The organism is Lacipirellulaceae bacterium (assembly GCA_040218535.1).
Classification (GTDB): domain Bacteria; phylum Planctomycetota; class Planctomycetia; order Pirellulales; family Lacipirellulaceae; genus Adhaeretor.
In genome coordinates this window covers 63098-82473 of the sequence record JAVJRG010000010.1, presented here as the reverse complement: position 1 = coordinate 82473, position 19376 = coordinate 63098, and the positions used below count along the sequence as shown (strand labels likewise).

General features: G+C 55.0%; 13 protein-coding genes and 1 pseudogene. 9 read left to right on the top strand and 5 right to left on the bottom strand.

Features of this window, described 5'->3' with window-relative positions:
- Positions 1-96: 96 nt before the first annotated feature.
- Entirely contained in the window at positions 97-351 is a 255-nt protein-coding gene (gene rpmE, locus RIB44_12420) for a 50S ribosomal protein L31 (GenBank protein ID MEQ8617369.1), read from the bottom strand.
- 217 nt (positions 352-568) lie between these two features.
- Here rpmE and galK point away from each other — a divergent pair, with 217 nt between their 5' ends.
- Positions 569-1792 carry a galactokinase gene (galK, locus tag RIB44_12415; protein ID MEQ8617368.1) on the top strand — a complete coding sequence of 408 codons (1224 nt, stop codon included), beginning with the start codon at positions 569-571 and terminating at the stop codon, positions 1790-1792.
- A 140-nt stretch (positions 1793-1932) separates the two neighbouring features.
- Here the strand turns inward: galK and RIB44_12410 are convergent.
- A pseudogene (locus RIB44_12410) lies at positions 1933-2301 on the bottom strand (DUF559 domain-containing protein).
- Positions 2302-2583: 282 nt separating this feature from the next.
- Here RIB44_12410 and RIB44_12405 point away from each other — a divergent pair.
- Positions 2584-2988, top strand: a complete 405-nt coding sequence (locus tag RIB44_12405; protein MEQ8617367.1) for an acyl carrier protein — start codon at positions 2584-2586, stop codon at positions 2986-2988.
- A 71-nt stretch (positions 2989-3059) separates the two neighbouring features.
- On the opposite strand, the gene RIB44_12400 is transcribed toward RIB44_12405, so the two are convergent.
- From RIB44_12400 to RIB44_12390, 3 genes are all read right to left on the bottom strand, one after another.
- Entirely contained in the window at positions 3060-4586 is a 1527-nt protein-coding gene (locus RIB44_12400; protein MEQ8617366.1) for a sialate O-acetylesterase, read from the bottom strand.
- 250 nt (positions 4587-4836) lie between these two features.
- The gene (locus RIB44_12395; protein MEQ8617365.1) at positions 4837-5682 is read right to left on the bottom strand and encodes an SDR family oxidoreductase; all 846 of its coding nucleotides are present in this window, start codon (positions 5680-5682) and stop codon (positions 4837-4839) included.
- 170 nt (positions 5683-5852) lie between these two features.
- Positions 5853-6974 carry a phytanoyl-CoA dioxygenase family protein gene (locus tag RIB44_12390; protein ID MEQ8617364.1) on the bottom strand — a complete coding sequence of 374 codons (1122 nt, stop codon included), beginning with the start codon at positions 6972-6974 and terminating at the stop codon, positions 5853-5855.
- A 309-nt stretch (positions 6975-7283) separates the two neighbouring features.
- Here RIB44_12390 and RIB44_12385 point away from each other — a divergent pair, with 309 nt between their 5' ends.
- The 7 genes from RIB44_12385 (at position 7284) to RIB44_12355 (ending at position 19348) form a co-directional block, all read left to right on the top strand.
- Entirely contained in the window at positions 7284-8678 is a 1395-nt protein-coding gene (locus tag RIB44_12385; GenBank protein MEQ8617363.1) for a VWA domain-containing protein, read from the top strand.
- Positions 8679-9338: 660 nt separating this feature from the next.
- Positions 9339-10172 carry a 3-deoxy-8-phosphooctulonate synthase gene (gene kdsA / locus RIB44_12380; protein ID MEQ8617362.1) on the top strand — a complete coding sequence of 278 codons (834 nt, stop codon included), beginning with the start codon at positions 9339-9341 and terminating at the stop codon, positions 10170-10172.
- Positions 10169-12244: a hypothetical protein gene (locus RIB44_12375; protein MEQ8617361.1), complete on the top strand. Its 2076-nt coding sequence runs from the start codon at positions 10169-10171 to the stop codon at positions 12242-12244. The genes kdsA and RIB44_12375 overlap by 4 nt, the downstream gene beginning before the upstream one ends.
- 299 nt (positions 12245-12543) lie before the next feature.
- Positions 12544-14217, top strand: a complete 1674-nt coding sequence (locus tag RIB44_12370) for a hypothetical protein (protein ID MEQ8617360.1) — start codon at positions 12544-12546, stop codon at positions 14215-14217.
- 101 nt (positions 14218-14318) lie between these two features.
- Positions 14319-15269 (top strand): alpha/beta hydrolase, encoded by a 951-nt coding sequence (locus tag RIB44_12365; GenBank protein ID MEQ8617359.1) that lies wholly within the window; start codon positions 14319-14321, stop codon positions 15267-15269.
- Positions 15270-15386: 117 nt separating this feature from the next.
- Positions 15387-17087, top strand: a complete 1701-nt coding sequence (locus tag RIB44_12360; protein MEQ8617358.1) for a hypothetical protein — start codon at positions 15387-15389, stop codon at positions 17085-17087.
- 296 nt (positions 17088-17383) lie between these two features.
- Positions 17384-19348 carry a DUF3352 domain-containing protein gene (locus RIB44_12355; protein MEQ8617357.1) on the top strand — a complete coding sequence of 655 codons (1965 nt, stop codon included), beginning with the start codon at positions 17384-17386 and terminating at the stop codon, positions 19346-19348.
- The last annotated feature ends 28 nt before the right edge of the window (positions 19349-19376 follow it).

Here is a 19376-nt window from a genome sequence, read left to right as displayed (position 1 = left end):
AAGCCTGGGGTTTGCTTCATCGACAGTGTTGCTTACTGAGAATGCAAAAACCCCTAGCTTGCGCTAGGGGCTGGTGAAATCTTCGATTGGGTCAAGCTACTTAGATTCTGCTGCTTCGGCACCCTTCTTGCCACGCTTGAGACTTGCGTAGCCCGACTTGGAGAACTTGTTCTTAAACTTTTCGATGCGGCCAGCAGTATCGACGAACTTGAGCTTGCCCGTATAGAACGGATGACAAGCGTTGCAAATATCGACCTTCAGCTCTTGCCGAGTGCTACGTGTCTGAAAAGTGTTGCCGCAACCGCAAGTGACTTGGGTGTCGTAGTACTCGGGATGGATGTCAGCTTGCATGGTATCGGTCCTCTCAGGCTTTCTTGCTATCTGTGGGGCAATGGGGTGACACTGCCGCGGATCGTGCGATTTCGAGAATCCTAGATAATATCAGCGAAAAACGCTGTGGGCAAGTCCTCGTATCGGGGCGAGCCTTCGCAACCGCGGGTAAGTGCATTACGATTGGTAGCTTGTCGCCTTGGGCGTTCCCGTCTCTTCTCCCAGCCTAGGAAATCCTATGGCCAACTCTATTATTCCCGACCAGCCGCAGGAATCCGAATTCGAGACCCCGTCGTTCGGCGAGCATGTCGCTAGCGTGAAGGCCGACTACGAGCGGACCTTCGACGTGCCGCCCACCTGGGTTGTGGCGGCACCAGGGCGGGTGAACCTGATTGGCGAACATACCGATTACAACGCGGGGTTCGTCTTTCCGCTGGCCATCGAGCGGTACGTCGTGATCGCTGGGGGAAGGCCGAAGCAGGAAGGCACGAGACAGGTGCGCGTCCACAGCACCTTGCTGGGAGAAACGGAGGAGTTTTCGCTCGACGATCTCAAACCTGAAGAATTCTCTTGGACGAGCTACCTCCGTGGCGTCTTCGCGGGCTGCGCTGAGAAAGGAATGGATACCGGCGGTTTGAATCTGGCGGTCGATTCCAAGGTGCCGCTCGGTGGCGGGCTTTCCAGTAGTGCCGCTTTGGAAGTCGCGACGGCAACAATGATCGAAGCGGTCACCGGGCAGCGGCTCGATCCGGTTGAGAAAGCACGGATTAGCCAGAAAGCGGAACACGACTATGCGAATGTTCCGTGTGGGATCATGGACCAGTTTAGTTCCGCGCTGGGCGAGCAAGGGAAGCTGCTCTTAATTGATTGTCGCACGGAGACCGCCGAGTTGGTGCCGCTGGATGATCCCAACGTGGCCGTATTGATCATCAACACCAACGTGAAGCATGAGCTTACTGGCGGCGAATACGCGGAGCGACGCAGCCAGTGCGAAGCGGCTGTGAAGACTTTGGGTATTACGGCCCTTCGTGACATTTCGCTCGATAAGCTCGATTGCGAAGCGGAGAAGCTCGAACCGATTCTCTACCGTCGTGCCCGTCATGTGGTGAGCGAGATCGAGCGCACTTTGAAGGCCGCTGAGGCCCTGCGTGCTGGCGATTGGGACACCGTCGGCGAATTGATGTACGCCAGCCACGCATCGCTACGGACCGACTACGAAGTGAGTTGCCCTGAACTTGACGTGCTGGTGGCTGAGGCCCAAAAAGTCGGCACCCAAGGCGGCGTCATCGGCAGCCGCATGACCGGCGGCGGCTTCGGCGGCTGCACGGTGTCACTCGTCCGAGCCGGCCAAGAACGCGAGATCGCCGATAAGATTTGCCAAGGCTATCAAAAAGAAACCGGCATCGAGGCGACGCCGTTTGTGACAAAGCCTGCGCGGGGGGCGCATATTGTGCAGGGGTGAGGCATCGGTGTTCGGGCAGGGAGACGCACTCTACGCTCCCTCTCCCCCGAATCGGTAGAAATGCTTGTGTTCAATGTCAGCGCTACTCATTAGAGACTTGGGGGGAGAGGGCTGGGGTGAGGGGTGAAGACAAGTAGGCTTTAACCCTCGCCAACACTTTCAATTCCCAAAAAACGCTTGATCGCGATTGCCACCGATTCTACGTTTTCCAGCACGTCCTCATTGTGAAACCGCAAGACCTGCCACCCCGCTGATTCAAGACTTTGTTGTCGAGCAAGATCGCGCTAGTAAGTGTAGTCGCGATACCCACCATCAAGTTCCACGACCAACTTATGCTCAACGCAGGCGAAGTCAACGATCCACGGTTCAATTGGAAACTGTCGTCGGAATTTGAGTCCGCACAAACGCCTGCCTCGCAGGACTTGCCATAGCAATGATTCCGCTTTGGTTTGTCTGGCTCGCAGTTCTCGAGCCCGCTGTGTGGTGACTGGGTTTTGTCTCTTAGGCATGAAAAAACCTCGTAGTCGCCCCCTCACCCCGACCCTCTCCCCCAGCTGTTGGTGGGATATTATTTTGCTCAGTAGACAACTAATTTATGATTCTGGGAGAGGGAGCCAGCTGCTTCACGATCTCAAAAAAGCTGTTGATTGGCACTAGCGACGATCACAGACAATCGAACGATAAAAGTCTGCGAAGTGGCCAAGTTGTTGGCGGTCGACTGTCGGTGCTACCCCTACTGGCCTGGGTCTGTTACTGTGATTTGCATCGAAACATTTCGGATTGGGGTAGCAATGTGGCTCTTCAAGTTGTCGGCCCAAATGGTAGCCGATTTCAAGTCCACTCGTAGTCCTCAAGAGGACGAAGAGTTTGTACGAGAGTGCAACCTTCCAGCGGGCAGAAAATCCTCTGTTGTAGCGATAGGCGTTCGTGAAGCAATTGCCGAACTTGGCCAGGTTGAGCCAACATATGTCCGTGCCAACGACAGATTTGACAATGAGCTAGTCAGTTTACCGTTTTGGGACAGCCTCGACACAATAGAGGTCATATTGACGCTAGAGAAAAGTATCGGCATCCCTATTACTGAGAGCGAAGCCCAGCGAATCAGACATCCCGAATCGGTCAGGGGAATGACCGTATCTGACTTTGTAACTGATGTATACGAGGCCCTGGCGGAAAAGATTGTCACCGTTCAGTAGAAATCTCGACGACACTTGTTTTAATTGCGTCGGCTTCATCGACTGAGGCAGCTATTTCTGCCGTAAAACTCCTAAAACTGACTCGTACGAAACGAAACCGCCGGCAATCCCGCTTCGTTGAAAAGATTCCCTGTGGTAAAGCCGGTCCAGTTGTAACGCACCGCCACCGGCTCTTGGACGGCTTCGCTGTGGACGACGACTTGGTTGTCCACAATCTCCGCCTCTGCTTGCTTAAAATCGCCATCGACGCCCGCAATTTCAAAGCCGGTGAGTTTGCCCGCGCTGGTGTCCGGTTCGCCGTTTCTTAGTTCGCCGATTTTCAGTCCGCCGCCGAGATGGCTGAAGCTTAAGGTGATTTTCGAGCCGTCGATTTCCATCGAGCGGAATTTCGGTCCGGAGTATTCGATTGTTTCGCCGTAGGCAATCGCTCGTGCGGCCAGCGAGAGACGGTAGCCGACATCCTGCTTGTTTCTGGGGTGAATATCTTTGCGGTTGCCGATGTCGGTGGTGACAGCCATTCCGGTGTTGTGGACTTCAAGAGTTTCCGTTTGTGCCTCACGAAGTTCGGGCCAGGTCTTGCCCGGTTCCCAAGCCGCGAGTTGGACGAACAAGAATGGGAAGTCGCCAAGCCCCCAGCGGTGCCGCCAGTCGGCGATCATCAGTTCGGAAAGTTCACGGTACTGCCCTGCCCTGCTGGCGTTGGCCTCGCCTTGGTACCAAATGACGCCGCGGATGGCGAAGGGGATGATATGCGAGACTTTCCCGTTGTAGAGATAGCTGGGTTTGTCTTTCGCTCGATATTTCTTCGGTTGCCCTTTGAAGTATTCGTCTTGTGCCAGCGAGCGAAATGTCTCCGAGCTGGCGAGCGCTTCACGACTGGTCCAGGCTTCCATCGGCGTGCCGCCCCAACTGCTGTTTATGAGCCCGATGGGGACGTCGAGTTTCTCGCTGAGCTCTCGTCCGAAGAAGTAACCGACCGCAGAGAAATCCTTGGCACCCTCTGGCGTGCAGCGTTGCCAACTGGGCAAGTCCAGCAAGTGCTGCGGAGTGTCGACCGCCACGGCAGGAGTTTGCATGAGACGGATGTCAGCGTGCTTGGCGGCAGCGACCGCTTCCTTCCCGTTGTCTGTGTTCGAGAGTCGCCACTGCATGTTCGATTGACCGGAGCAGAACCAAACTTCGCCGACGGCAACGTCGGTCAGTGTGATCGATTGTTCGCCAGCGGTGACTGATAGCGTGAGGTCGCGGGCCACTTCCAGGGGAGCGAGTTCCGCTCGCCAGTTCCCTTGAGAATCAGCGACGGCAGGAACTTGTTGATCGCCGACCTTCAACGCGATCAACGAACCTGGTTCTGCGGTCCCCCAAACGGGTAAGGCAACGTCGCGTTGCAGAACCATGTGATCTGAGAAGATGCCCGCCAGTTTGAGGGGAGTCGGCTCAGCCTTCTGCTGAGACTCCGAAGCCGGCGGTTTCGATTTCTTCTTCGCTTGCGGTTTCGCCGTAGTCGCGGCTTGAGCGTGTGCTAACTCAGCAGTGTTGCAAGCGCAGAGTGAAAAAGTGAAAGCAAGAAATAAGTAGCAATAGAATCGATAAGCCATCGTGAATCGCCTGAAAGAGCCGAATAAGAAATCAATCCGGGCTCAGTCTATCACAATAAGGCGACTTGTCGAGAAAAGGAGCCTGGACGTCGGAGACATCAAAAAGGTCGCAAACTGTCATTCCGACAGTCGTCTCAGCGACGGAGGAATCCGGTTTGCAGTCAGGTTGGGATTGACTGCCTACCGAAGTTCAAACCGGATTCCTCGGTCGGCGAGCCTCCCGTCGGAATGACAGTAATTTCATTTTCTGTCAGGCGGCACGCCTAGTGGAAACGGCCACTCTTGGCGTCTGAACAGCTTTGCGACGCTTGCGGCTGAAACGATGGACCGCATCGAGTAGCCCTGGTGTGATACGCTTGGTTGCGTGTAGCAGCCGTGCGTAGGGTTGCATTACGACGGTGCCCTGATTCTTCCGCACTGCGCGGACGCAGCGGTCCGCGATTTTTTCCGGTGTGCAGAGTAACCACTTGGGAGGCGTTTTTGCTTTTGTGGCGCTTTCTGCCAAGGGCGCAGAAGTGAAGAGGTTCGTATCAACAAGCCCAGGACACATGGCCGTGACACCTAGGCCGCGGCGTCCGTACTCGGCTCGCAGCGATTCGCTGAATCCAACCAAGCCAAACTTGCTGGTTGTGTAAGCGGAGATCCGTCCCAAACCAACGAGGCCGCAGATGCTGGCAATGTTCAGGACGTGGCCCTCGTCGCGGCACAAGAGAGTCGGCAAGAGTTCACGAGTGAATTGGATGGGAGCATGCAAATTGACCGCCATCAGGCGCTGCCAATGCTCGTCTGACATTTCGTCGGTGCGACCGTAGTAGGTAATTCCCGCGTTGTTCACGAGCAAGTCGACCCCTCCCCAGCGATTGAGCAAGTGCTCAACGGCTGCAGTGACTTGCTTTGGTTGACTCACGTCGCAGTGGCGTCCGAGGACCTCATGGGCCTGCTGCTTGGCTTCGGCAACTGTTTCAGTCAGCGCCAGGGCGTTGACGTCGAGAACGTAGAGCCGCATCCCTTCTGCAGAGAGACGTCGCGTAATGGCACGACCGATCCCTGAAGCGGCGCCCGTGACGAGCGCAATTTTCCCTTTTAACTTACGCATGGCATTCCCCCCCAGGATGCGATCGTCGAGAAGTTTTTCTAGCTGAAGTTTCCGAATTAGAGTTTGGGGTGGCTGGGGACAGCTTGAGGCTGCCCCCAGTTGTTAAAAACTGGGGGCTCGCTCCACTCGTCCCCAGCCACCCCTCTTTCCCGGAGTTATCTATGCCTGCTCTACGCAGCTTTTCTTGCGGTAGTCTCCTTGGTTGCAGCCTCAGCAGCGTACCTTGTCGCGGTCTCAACAGGATCGACCGTACGACTTAGCTGATGGCGGTCTTCACCTCGCAGAAGCGAGACGCCCCATTTATCGAGATGGTATTTTCCGCCGTTGTAGACGGAGCGATATTTTTCTTTCTTCGGGTAAACCGGCACGTTGGTTGGGATGACCCGCAGGTTAAAGGCCAAGCGGTGGCGGTCGGTTGTGTTTGGCCCCGAGCCATGGATGCAACGCTCAGCGAAGATGATGAACTGGCCCGACTTCACGGGAAGCTTCACGATCTTTTCCGGATCGCGATCGAATTCCAGTGAGAAGTTCGCGTTGTAGAAACCTTCCTCGCCGCCGAATTTAATCGTGCGAATCTTGTCGTGCGATCCGCGTGAGAATTCGATGCAGCCGTTCTCATGGGTCGAATCGTCCACAGCAACCCAGGCGGTAAGCTGGAACATCTCGCCACGATCTTGCGGATGAATGGCCGGATCGAGATAGTCTTCCACCATAAAGGTGCTCGCCTGGTGCCACTGAATCGCTGGAGCTTTGGGACCCTTGTAGAATAACTGCGATCGCCAGACCAAAAGGTCGGGTCCAAGCAACTGCGCGAGTCGCTCAGTGATCGCCGGTGCCTTCATGTAATCCCACAGGCGGGGCATGTCGAAGTGACGATCACGCGGTGTTGCGAAACCATAGGTTGGCGACTTTTGCTTCTCAATGGCCAGCATCTCGTCGCGAAAGTCTGCCATGTCCTCGCGGGAGAAAGCGTCGAATGGTCCAATAAATCCGTCGGTGTAGAACTGCCGGATTTGATCTTCAGTGAGTTGAAACTCCGGTGCTACCGCTGCCTTTGGAGCGAAGGACTCGGGCATGCGGAACTCGCAAGGCTGATCAATGTAAGCGCGCGTCAGTCCTGACTTAATGAGCATCCAGAACTGCGAGTAGTCCCAGTTTTTGACGATCGCTTTGAGGTCACGTGGCAAGATCGCCTTCGGCAAATGCGAAGCTTTGTAGGCCATCAGTCCTGCGAGGGGCGGCAAAATAGCGGCGCGCTGCCAGAGTGGGCGAAGTTTCGGGTGCAGATTCATCGCTGGGTCGGTTCCTAATTAATCTCGGTGTGAGGAAAATCACCCGCGGGATGGGTGATGAGCGTGGCAAAGCTGCGAATGCCGAGGACGCCGAGAGCCTCCCTTCGAATTGCCGTACCCCTTCTCTATCGGATGATTGGGTGGACTTTTCGGAATATTTTTGGTGATTTCAGATCAGTAGCCCGGAAGCTTGAGGATTCGATTTTGCTAGCAGTTTCGGCTATACTCCTTTCGACAAGCATTATTTCATAAGCCGCCGCAATGGAGTGTTTCGGTGACACCACTCTCACTCGCTAGCACCCATTGCTTATGTCTCGTAAGAGTTCGGAAGTTTCTCCGAGTGCCCGTACGGTCAGGATTGATCGCGAGGAAATTGTAGGCCGCGGGGAAGATCGTGCTAGCACCCCTCCCGATCCTGAGGCGTTGGAGACGTTCTTCGTCGAAGTTTCAGCAGGAATCGAGGCCACGACTGAGGCAGCCTCTGAAACCGTCGGCACTGGGGCGGCTCAGGTTTCCAAGCCAACCTCAAAGTCCAGTGAGTCGCCTGCCTCTAAGGCAGCGGGCGACCATCGTTCAGTCGATGTGGGAATGGAACCAGACAATGTGGCGCTCGATGCAGTGTTTGGTGTGTCAAAGCCAGCTACTGGGGGCCGCCGTCGTCGAACTCGTAAGCAAAAGCAGTCACGCTATCTGAGTTTGAGTTTTCTTGCTCATCTTATCGCCTTTGTTGTGCTCAGCACTTACACGATGCAACTTCCTCCACGTCCGGAGTCGCTGGAGTTATCGACCGTACCGGTAGCCTACGAGGACGAACTGATCGAGGAAGATCTCGAGATCGACCCGATCACGGAAGAGGAATTAGCGGAGGGTCTTGAGAGTGAACTCTTGGAAGATCCTTTGGCGAGTGAAGTGTCGCTGGCAACCGAGCTTGAATTCGAGAGCGACGATTCGGAACAAACCGATAGCAGCCAGAATCTTGATGGTCTGTTGTCTGGCGAACTCTTGGGTGGTGGTCTGGGGATGGAGGGCGTTGGGACCGATGGGATCGACAGTGATGCGGAACGTGTTGAGCTACCTGCTGATCCGACGGTCACCTTCTTCGGAGAAGAGATCGAAGGGAAGCGAATCGTTTTTCTCGTCGATAACTCAGGGGGCATGAATGGCGGTGGATTGGAAACGCTCATTGCTGAGTTGTTGAGAACCGTTGATCTGCTTACGCCGAAGCAGCAGTTTTATGTCATTTTCTACAGTGACGTTGCTTATCCGCTGTTCTATCCACGTTCTGTCTATCAATTCGTGCGGCCTACCAAGGAGAACAAGCGACAACTTGCTGCGTGGCTCGATTCGGTGGAGCTTTGCACAGGCAATGCCGTCGACGAAGGTCTGAAGGCGGCCATCACGACCCGACCGGATACAGTTTTTCTATTGACCGATGGTCGCGTGAATACAACTCGTGATGGTCGCAAGCTTGCCGCGTTTCTGGATAGTCGAGGACGACGCTTTGCGATCCACACCTTTGGTATGGGGACCAGTCCTACGAGCCAAGCCACACTACAGTTAAAAGAAATAGCCGCGGCGAACGGCGGTCGTTTCAAGCAGATTGAGATTACTGAGGAAATGAAGTCCTTGGCTCGCGAGCGCAGGCGACCCTATCACAATAAGCAGCCAGGCGCGGTATGGGGCAAGAAGGTCGGCAGTTGGTGAGCCAAGCTTGGCGCATAAAAAGCGGGCCTCGAACGAGCCGAAAACAGTTCGGCTCAGCAAGCCGGTCAGGGGCAATTGAACCGACTCACCAAACAATTTCGTTCGAGGCCCCGCGGGCCAGTGAGGTTGGGTGCCCCGGAATCCACTGGACGCCCAAGGCACACCCAAAAATAAGCGAATAGTGTGCCAGCAAGTCCCTTCGAAGGTCACACATGGGAAGCTGTGTTCGTAGTAAGTTGTTATCAGGCATCGCTTTAAGGTGAGACGCGAGACGTTGTTCTGGAGCGATAGGGTTTGTCAGATGTCCGCGATTCGCACTGAAATACTGTTTGATCCTCGTACAAATAGCCGCGAAATCACGAGCTTCCTCTAGAAGAGTCAGCCCAACAGATCGTTGTAGGTTGGAAACGTCCCATCTTGGGACTTGATCGAGTTCTCTTTGATGCAAAGCCAAATCCTCAAACAACTTGTGTCGAGTAGCTTAGATCCGGAGAGGTTGATAGACTCACCAAAGTCGCGTTTTCTCGATCTCTAGCGATTCAGTGCGAATCCCAAGGTGAGACGCCCCTCGTATAACCTTTTCGTGGGTGTTCTGCGTAGGAAAACTCGCGTCTATAGTGAGTCTCAGGTACTTTCATCTCTCAGGGAAGATTCGACATTGTGACAAACGTTCATGCCCAAGTTGGGCCTTATTCTTGCGGGTCAGGCCAGCCACTGCTTTGGATCGCTGGCCCTTGTGTGCTGGAATCCGCTGCCGCGGCCATCGAGATCGCCCAAGAGTTGCATCGGATCGCCCTCGGTTTGCCCGTCCAGTTAGTCTTTAAAGCGTCCTTCGATAAGGCGAACCGCACTTCGAGCAAAGCAATCCGGGGGCCTGGACTTGTCGACGGGCTAGCGATGCTGGCGGAAGTGAAAGACGCGACCGGCTTGCCTGTGACCACTGACATTCACGAGCCCAGCCAGGCGAGTGTCGTCGGTGAAGTTTGCGACCTGTTGCAAGTACCGGCCTTCTTGGCACGACAGACCGACTTACTCGTTGCTGCAGCTAAAACGGGACGAGCAGTGAATGTGAAGAAAGGGCAATTTATGGCGCCGGGCGATATGCAACACGTCGTGCAGAAGTTGCGCGATGCCGGCTGTGAAAACGCCCTGCTCTGCGAGCGAGGTACTTTCTTTGGCTATGGTCGGCTAGTGAACGACATGCGAGCGTTACCCCAGATGCGTGCCCTCGGAGTTCCGGTGGTCTTTGACGCCACGCACAGTGTTCAAGAACCGGGCGGACTGGGCGGCGCAACTGGAGGCAAACGAGAGATGGTTGAGCCGTTGGCAAGAGCGGCGATGGCGGTGGGAATTGACGGTCTCTTCTGCGAGACCCATCCCGAGCCAGACCGTTCGCCTAGTGATGGTCCCAACATGATTCCACTTGGAGAGATGGAAGGAGTGATGCAACGCCTCTTGGCGATTCGCGCGGCTGTCGAGGAGGTGCAGCAGTGAGCCTTCGTTCCATCGAATCTAGAAAGTTGCGAGGTCAATCACCATCTGTTTGGTTGCTTGTCGTTTTGAGCGTCACGCTTATGAACGGCTGTCGCGAAAAATCTTCCAGCAGCGTCAAGCGTTCAGGCGTGCGGTCGCAACGCAGCGGCAATAGCTCGCAGTCGAAAGTCCTCGTCGATAATTTTGCATTTACACTGAATGATCTGGCAAGTCGCAACGACACGGTATTAGTGCGGGAAGAAAAAATCCTGGACGCCACCAACAGTGCGGATGGCAAAGAGATTCTCGCCATGGTTTCGGTGGTGAATGAGGGTGCCGGCGCGACCTACCTACAAGTCCCCCTGAACAATGCGAACTTCCGAGATGCCGGCGTCAAAAAGGGCGACATCGTCCGACTGTACACCGTCGACTTAGATACCGAGGACAAGGCGGAAAGCGCTGAGCGAGGTATGGCCGTCCTCAAAGCATTGTCCTTGAAAGTGCGGCGTCTTGATGAGCGGAACCCAGACAACGCTTTGATTCTTGATGTCGGGCTCAACCAGGCCACAAGTACGCCTGAGAGAATCGAAGTCTGGCGGTTTTCGAACCGCCGGGCCCAAGCAAACAGGTCTGCGGTTAGCAATTACTTGAGAAACCGCGAGCCGGCAACCAATTGGATGCCAACTCCGGATCAGAAGGAACTTGATTTCCTGTCGGACACGGCAACACGCTGGTTGAGGAATCGGGCTGATCAGAATTCGAACTGGTCTCCTACTGAGTTGCTTGCGACGTTGCCCGAGGACCTTCGCCAGGCTGAATCGATCAAAGAGTTCTTCACAGAGGAAAGCCTAAGCTCAAAGCGAGTTACCCAGGGTGATAGTCGACTCTTGCAACAGGCCGTTTGGATGCGTGACATCTCAGATTGGGCAAGGGGGAATGCGGTTACGGATCTCGAAGTGGCGACGGCGCTCTTCGATTGGACTATCAGAAACGTATGGGCCGTTCCACCAGAGCAAGCCGTTGATATTCATCACCCTTGGCAAGCCGTCGTTTATGGACGCGGAACAGTAGAAGATCGTGCCTGGGTGTTTGCTGAGCTTTGTCGGCAACAACAAGTCGCTGTCGTCATGCTTTCCGTTGGAGAAAAAACGTCTGTCGCTTTTTGGCTTCCAGCGGCACTGATCGAAGGTGAACTGTATCTGTTTGACGCGCAATTAGGACTGCCGTTGGTCGCAAAAGGCGACGGTAGCACCTTGACGCTGTCTCAAGTTCTGGCTTCACCAGAACTATTGAACGCGTCAGTTAAATCGGAGGAGGAAGGCAACGGATACCGTGTGGGAGCTGATGAACTAAGACAAGTGTCGCTTTCGATTTCCGCTTCGCTCTTTCAGTTGTCTCGAAGTACCGAGTTACTTGAAAACGAGCTTGAAGGCGAACAGATCGTCCGCCTGTTTGCTGATGTGGACGGTTTGAGAAACCAGCTCGAAGATGATGCAGCGGTAGGGCCAGTGAGTCTCTGGAGTTGGCCACTGCTGTCGATGCTCGAAGAGCAGAAGATCAAAATCTCGAAGCGCCGCAAAGCTGTGGCAGCTTATAGTCCGTTCCTGAAAGAGCCAATGTTGTGGAAGGCCCGAGCGATGCACTTTCAGGGTGAGAAGCCTCCCTTGGCTAGTGACCGTGCCAACGTCCTGACGGAACCCCGTGACGGACATCGAGAAGCGATCAAGCTCTACACGAGTGCCCGTGTCCGTCCTACCGATAAGGCCCTCAGTTCGATGCCAAAGGAGACTCGAGAGGTCTCCGCTCGCATGAAGGCACTGGCCAGCCTTTGGCTGGGCCAACTTTCTTATGACCTTGGTCGATTTGAAACGGCGCAATTCTGGTTTGACGCCGTCGATCGAGAGAATCTCGAGTCGACACGCATTCAGGCCCTCAACTACAACTTGGCTAGAACCTACGAGCAACTCGGCCAAGTTGAGAAGGCGATTACCCTTCTCAAAGAGACTGACAAGGACTCACTGCAATATGCAGGCAACTTGCAGCGGGCAAAGGGGTTACAGGATGAGACTGGGGACTCATTGGAGTCCGAATAGCTCGTTTCGCTGTGCTCATTTCTCTGACTCAGATGGTTGCAAGAAATAAATTTGCTCTTGCTCCACCCGCTGACTACCTTGATGGAATTGTGTTCCATCAGGTTGCTTGCTAAGAGGGCAGTATGCGTTCGCATTGGTCGCTGGGTCTAAAGAGTTTCTCGCTCCCAATTCTTAGAATTCTAGCCATTGTTTCTGTTGCTCTCCTAACAAGTCCGCTTTGCCATGCGAATCCAACGCTAGTAGCGCAAACAGGAGACGTCGCTTCTGGTGCAGCGCAATTCGCTAGCTTTTCTGATCCTGTGATCAATTCGGACGGCAGGATTGCGTTTCTGGCTGACTTGCAGCAAGGAGTCGGGGCAGTTGATGCGTCCAACGACACAGGACTCTGGTCGGTAGATGACCTAGCAGTAACAACACTCGTGCGAGAGGGAGTGGGGGGCGTCCCTGAAATCGCCACTGCACAGTTTGACCAACTCCAATCCTTTTCCTTGTCGAACTCAGGCGACATTTTACTGCAGGCAAAGCTTCGTACAGGAGTCGGAGGGATCACGAGTAGCAACCGTGACGGTCTTTGGAGGCTTGGAACGAGTTCTTCACTGTTGGCGCAGACAGGTTCTTCTGCTGTCGGCGTACCTGGATCGAGTTTCACCTCATTGGGCTCGCCTGTGTTCGGCGGTAGTGTGGCGGCGACTCCCTCTCAACTAGCACTTAGCCCGACAGTCAATAGTGACAACAATCGAGGTTTGTGGTCTTATGGCTTGCCAAGTGGCTCTGTCTTACTCGCCCGTTCGGGGACGACTCCCGTTCCTGGAGCGGCGCAAGCAACCTTTCTCACATTCAGTCCGCAAAGCATAAATACGCTAGGCGAAGTGTCTTCCCTCAACTTACTTAGTGACGGCTCGCCGGGTGTCACCGTTTCGAATCGCTTGGGAATATGGACTTACGATTCAAGCGGTGGAATGTTGATCGCCCGACAAGAGGTATCCTCAGTTGCTGGAGTGTCAGGGGCTCAATTCGAAGCATTCAGTGGTTCAAGTATCAATGCCAATGGTGATGTTTCTTTTGGTGCGACGCTTCGACACTCCGGGACTATCAACACAACCAACGATGGCGGGATCTGGCTACATACGGGAGGCGCTACCGAACTGCTCGCGAGAGAAGGGAGCGGCAATGTACCAGGAATCTCGGGAGCGAGTTTTGCAGGGTTCCAGCTACCGCAATTGAACGATTTAGGGCACGTGATTGTTCAAGCTGAGTTGATGGCCGGAAGCGGAGGTGTTGACTCGACCAACAACCAAGGGATTTGGCGTTTGGAAGGCTCTTCTGGGTCGAGCGAGTTAGTCGCCCGTGTTGGTAGTAGCGGAGTGCCTGAGATTTCTGGGGCCAACTTCGACAGCTTCACGGACTTGACCTTTAATGATGCCGGGCAGCTTGCCCTGTCGGCTACTCTGGAAGTTGGGCCTGGTGGTGTCACTTTGGACGACACTCAAGGAATTTGGGTGTTCCATTCCAATGGTTCCTCAGAACTGATCGCACGTACTGGCGATGTGATTGGTGGTGAAACCATTAAGTCTTTGAGTCTTTCCGGAGGTAAAGCACTCGGTACCCGCCCGCTAAACGATGCAGGCGATCTCGTTTTTCAGGCGGAGTTCGCCAGTGGCGGATTCGGCTTGTTTGTCTATGAAAGTCCGATCGACTTCTCGCCTGCAGATTTCAATGAAAGTGGAGCAGTAGACGGCGACGACCTGATGCTGTGGCAAGCCAATTACGGAACCGACACGGGCCTGCAGGGTGACGCCGACGAGGATGACGACGTCGACGGACTAGATTACTTGGTGTGGCAGCAAACGTTCGAAGGCAGTTCAAGCCAAGTCTCAAACGTGCCAGAGCCAAGCACAGTCTGGCTAGTTTTCATTGTCGCATACCTAAAGGCTTTGCAACGCCCGTGTGAGCATCATAATCGGAATAATTGATGCGTCCCCCTGTTATTCATTTTCGCATAGGCCACCCGGACGACTTATACTCGTAGAGTCTCGGATAATGCCATTCTGTACTTAGTCGAAAGTGAAATTCCGTGAACTCTTTCCTTCGTCGCTGCTCGTCCCTTTTTGTGGCGATCAGTTTTCTCGCACTTTTCGCGACTAGCGCGAACGCCGAGCTCGATTTCCATCCGGGCAAAAGAGTGCGCCTGCCCAACGGGCGGTACATCCACTACGCGGAGTACGGCAAACCGACCGGCAATCTCGTACTGTATTTTCACGGCACGCCGGGATCGCATCTCGAAGTAGGTCTCATTGACGAGGAACTCGAAGAGTCGAATATTCGGCTCATTTCAATCAATCGACCGGGCCTTGGCAGATCGACTTTCTACGGAAACCGCCGCATTACGGATTGGCCCTGCGATATTGATGGTCTGCTCACTGGCATGGGGCTTGAAGGAGCACCGTTTGGGATAATTGCACTTTCTGGCGGTGCCCCCTACGGATTGGCGGTGGCAAGGGCGATGCCCGAACGCGTAACCCATCTCGCGCTCGTATCAGGCCACACACCCCCGGGCGCCCCTGTCGTGAAAGGGAATTCGGACGACATGATCGCGCTGATTCGAAAGCGTCCCCGCTTGGGGCGGCTCGGTCTTAACCTGATTGACCGTCGCATGGATAAGCGTCCTGATAAGGTGGTTGAGCGTGTCACGAAAAGCTGGACCGCTGCCGACCGTAAGCTTGTCTACTGTAATCCGAAACTCTACAAGCGACTCGTGGCGAACCTTCGTGAGGCCACGATCTGTGGCACTCGAGGCTTACAGCGAGACATCACCTTGCTGGGAAGCTGCTGGGGCTTTCAAGTCTGCGAAGCCAGCAATGTGTCGATCTCCATCTGGCAAGGAGGCTGTGACCGTATCGTGACACCTTCGATGGCACGCTACTTTCACTCGCAATTGCCTGGGAGCGAACTGCACATTGATCCCAAGGCGGGCCACGTGACAATGTTCAAGTGGCACGTGAATGAGATCCTGCAGCGGTTCTAGGTGCTTGCGCGGCGGAGTGTAGGGCCTCAGTTGATTTGCCCTCGAAGGTCGCGGTCTCTACGATGCATGAGTTCGTAAGCATCGAGAGGCGGCCGACTTTCACCGGGTAGATCAACGATGGCAGACCGTAAATCCCTGGGTGGGGTGATCCACACCTACCAGCGATACGACCCCCAGCGCTTCCCCAGCCCCACGCAACCCCCGCCCGACATGGTGTCCTCGGCGTTTGAGCACATGCTCATGTTTGGCGAGCGACGCGAACTGACTGAAGAAGAACTCGCTAGGGCAGTACGTATTGACCCTAGTCAAATTCAGGGGCTGGGGCCCAGCATTGATGCGTTGCTGGCGATGCTGCGGGAACGGAAACGGAAGATTCTCGAGAAATACGAAACTCGCAAAGTTCGCAAGAAAGCAGCGAAAACCTTCAGCGAGCGTGCGAGCAAAGTCCAACCCCCCAAGCAGCATCGCGAACGTTTCGAGCAAGCGGTAAAGCACGAGCAGATTCGTGACTTGGAACGCCTGTGGTACGCGACCGGTGACGACCAATCGCCGCTGGCTCGTGCGCTTGTGGGGCTGATTGAAACGCTTGGCGAAAAGTACCAAGTCGAACACTTGGCGGCTAATTACGAATTCACGGGTCGCGAGTCGCTGACCGTTCCGCAAGCACTTGAGATTCTAGAGGAACTTCAACAGATTGATGAGTTGATCAAGCAGCTTGAGGAAGCGGCAGAAACGGCCCAGATTGGGCTCATCGACATGGACGCGCTCGCTGAGTTCGCTGAGCCGGGTGACATCGATCAACTGAGTGCGTTGCAGCAACAGGTGCAAGACTACCTGCGTGAAATGGCAGAGCAGCAGGGCCTTCAGCAGAAAGGCGGGAACTTTCAGCTCACTCCGAAAGCTTATCGATTATTTCAGGGAAAGCTACTTGAGCGACTGTTCAGCGAGCTTCAAGCCTCGCGCACGGGTAGGCATCAAGGGCCGACGGTCGGCGAGGGGGCAGTGGAGATCGAACGAACGAAAGAATACGAGTTCGGTGACTCAGTCACCAACCTCGACATCCCCGGCTCTTTCACGAATGCCTTAATTCGGCAGGGGCCCGGATTGCCTGTGCGTTTGGGGCAGGACGACCTACAGATTCATTTGACGCGTAACTCGCCGAAGTGTGCCACCTGCGTCGTGATGGATATGAGCGGCTCGATGCGATACGACGGGCAATACATCAACGTGAAACGAATGGCACTCGCACTTGAGGGGCTCATCCGTAGCGAGTACCCGGGCGACTTCTTGCAGTTCATCGAAATGTACAGCTTCGCCAAAAGGGTCGAACGCGGCAAAGTCATCGAGCTTATGCCCAAACCCGTGACGGTCCACGATCCGGTCGTGCGCTTAAAAGCCGACATGAGTCGCGACGACGTTAGCGAGTATCAAGTGCCGCCGCACTTCACGAACGTGCAGCACGGTTTGGCGGTGGCACGGCAGATGCTAGCCCAACAGGACACCCCCAACCGGCAGATCGTCTTGATTACTGACGGGTTGCCGACGGCGCACTTTGAGGAGGAGATGCTCTACCTCCTCTACCCGCCCGACCCGCGAACTGAATCCGCCACCATGCGCGAGGGGCAACTCTGCAAGCGGGAGGACATCACGATCAATCTGTTTCTGCTACCAAGTTGGTCGCAGACGGAGGAAGACGTTCGGTTTGCCTACCGGCTGGCCGAGTCGACCGAAGGGCGAGTTTTTTTCACGGCGGGCAACGATCTCGACCGCTACGTCGTTTGGGACTATCTCGCACGCAGACGCGATATCGTGAGTTGAACTGGCGATAGCAGCGACTCAGAAGGTGAAACACGAGTTACATTGACGGTGGAAAACCGTAGTTTTCTCTTTCAGGGTGATATAAACTACCCAAGTTCACAAAACTCCAGGTTGTGTCGATGGGACCTATTCCCGTCATTGGGTAAGCTCTATCTGGGTTAGCGGGTCAAAAGAGATAAACCTTGCCAGCATGCCGAAGAATTACTACAGTCCCAACGATTTGAAGCATCGCGCTTGCGCATTTGTGATCTCCCCAGATGGCTGCCTTGGCGGTCCCGACAGGTAGGAACGAGACTTTGGCTAATTCACTTTTAAGTTGCACGCTTCGTACCGTTGTGGCGACGGTTGTCCTTCTCGCGTCTGGCACGCAACTGCTGGCGGTAGTTCCTGCGGACACGTTAATGTCAGCCAATACGCGTGGGTTTGCGTCGATCGCTGACATGCAGACGCTCGCTGAGCATTGGAACCAAACGCAGCTTGGCCAGCTTGTCAAAGACGACGCGATGAAGCCCTTCGTCGAAGATATGAAAGGCCAACTGCGACGCCAACTTTCTGGCGTTCGTGAAAAACTAGGTCTCGAGCTTAGCGATCTGATGGGCGTCGCGTCGGGTGAAGTCGGTCTTGGCATGGTCGAACGCCCTAAGCAGCGTGCAGCTCTGGTGGTGACGGTTGATGTCACTGGGAACGAAGCCGAGGCGAGCGACTTGCTCGCAAAGATTGACGCAGACTTAACCGCTCGTAAAGCGACGAAGAAAATGGCTAAGGCTGGCGGTGTAGATCTGACGGTCTACAACGTTCCCAACGCACGAGCCAAGGGCAAGTCGCGAGAAGCCGTCTTTTTTATGCACGAAGGCATCCTCTGTGGTACCGACAGCAAGGCGGAGTCCGCTGAGATCATCTCTCGTCTCACGAAAACGCAGAGCGCAAGCCTTGCCACGGTTGTGCCTTACCAGCAAACGATGCAGCGTTGTGAGAAGGAAGCTGGCGACTTAGCGCCTGAGCTGCGTTGGTTCATCGATCCCTTTGGCTATGCACGTGCCGTCCGTTCTCTGTCATCCGGGAAAAAGCGTCGCGGTAAGGACTACCTCAAAATTCTCACTGAGCAGGGCTTCGAAGCGATTCAAGGGGCTGGGGGATACGTTAATCTGGCCGTTCGCGGCGATTACGAGCTTCTTCACCGCACGGCTGTTTACGCACCTCCGACTCAAGGAGGGCAAGAGAAGTACGATTTAGCGATGCGCATGATGAGCTTCCCCAACGGTGGTAAGTTGCAACCTGAGAATGCAATCCCCCGTCAGCTCGCCAGTTATCGGACATTTAACGTGGACCTCAAGAAAGCGTTCGACAATTTCGACACGCTTTTCGATGCCATTGCCGGCTATGACGATGCATTCAAGAGCATGATCAAAGGACTGGAGGAAGATCCTTATGGCCCTCGGGTGAAAGTTCGAGATGAGTTCATCAAGCACCTGGGGCAGCGTCTGACGCTAATTACCGACTATCAACTGCCAATCCAGACCGACAGCGAGCGGTTTCTGTTTTCCATTGATGTAAAAGACCAAGCTGCCGTTGCCAAGGCAGTGAAGAAGTTCATGGAAGCCGATCCCGATGCCCACCTTCGCACGCTCGAAGGTCGCCAAGTCTGGGAGATCATGGAGCCCGAAGACGAGTACGAAGCCATCGAGATCGGTGAGTTCGATCCACTGGCTCCTGCGGAACCGGCCCCCGCCGCAGCACCCGCTGCCGGTAGTATTTCCCAAGCATCGGCCGTTTGTGTGGCTGACGGCAAGTTGATGATTGCCTCGCATATGGATTTTTTGCAAAAAGTATTAACGACTAAGCCGCAAGCGGAGACTCTCGCAGGAGCCGGTGACTACAACGAAGTTGATCGCGCGATGAAGCAACTGATGGCCGGTCCTGTCTGTGCACGCTGCTTCGTACGTACTGCTGAGACTTATCGCCCGACCTACGAACTGCTTCGACAAGGAGCGATGCCGCGTTCGAAGACCCTGCTGGGCCGCGTGCTCAACCGTATGCTTACACCCCCCGAGGACGAGGACGAGGGAATCCTCCGCAAACAAAAAATCGACGGTCGCAATCTCCCCAGCTTCGAGTCCGTCCGCCGCTACTTTAGCCCCGGCGGGACCGTCGTTCGCAGTGACGAAGATGGCTGGTTCGTCGCCGGTGCCGTGCTGAGCAAACGCAACGGCCAAGCACGAGCGGGCGCGATTCCCGCGGCGGGGACGAGCAAGATTCGCTGAATGGCCTTGAGCCGAGAAGCGTTAGCTC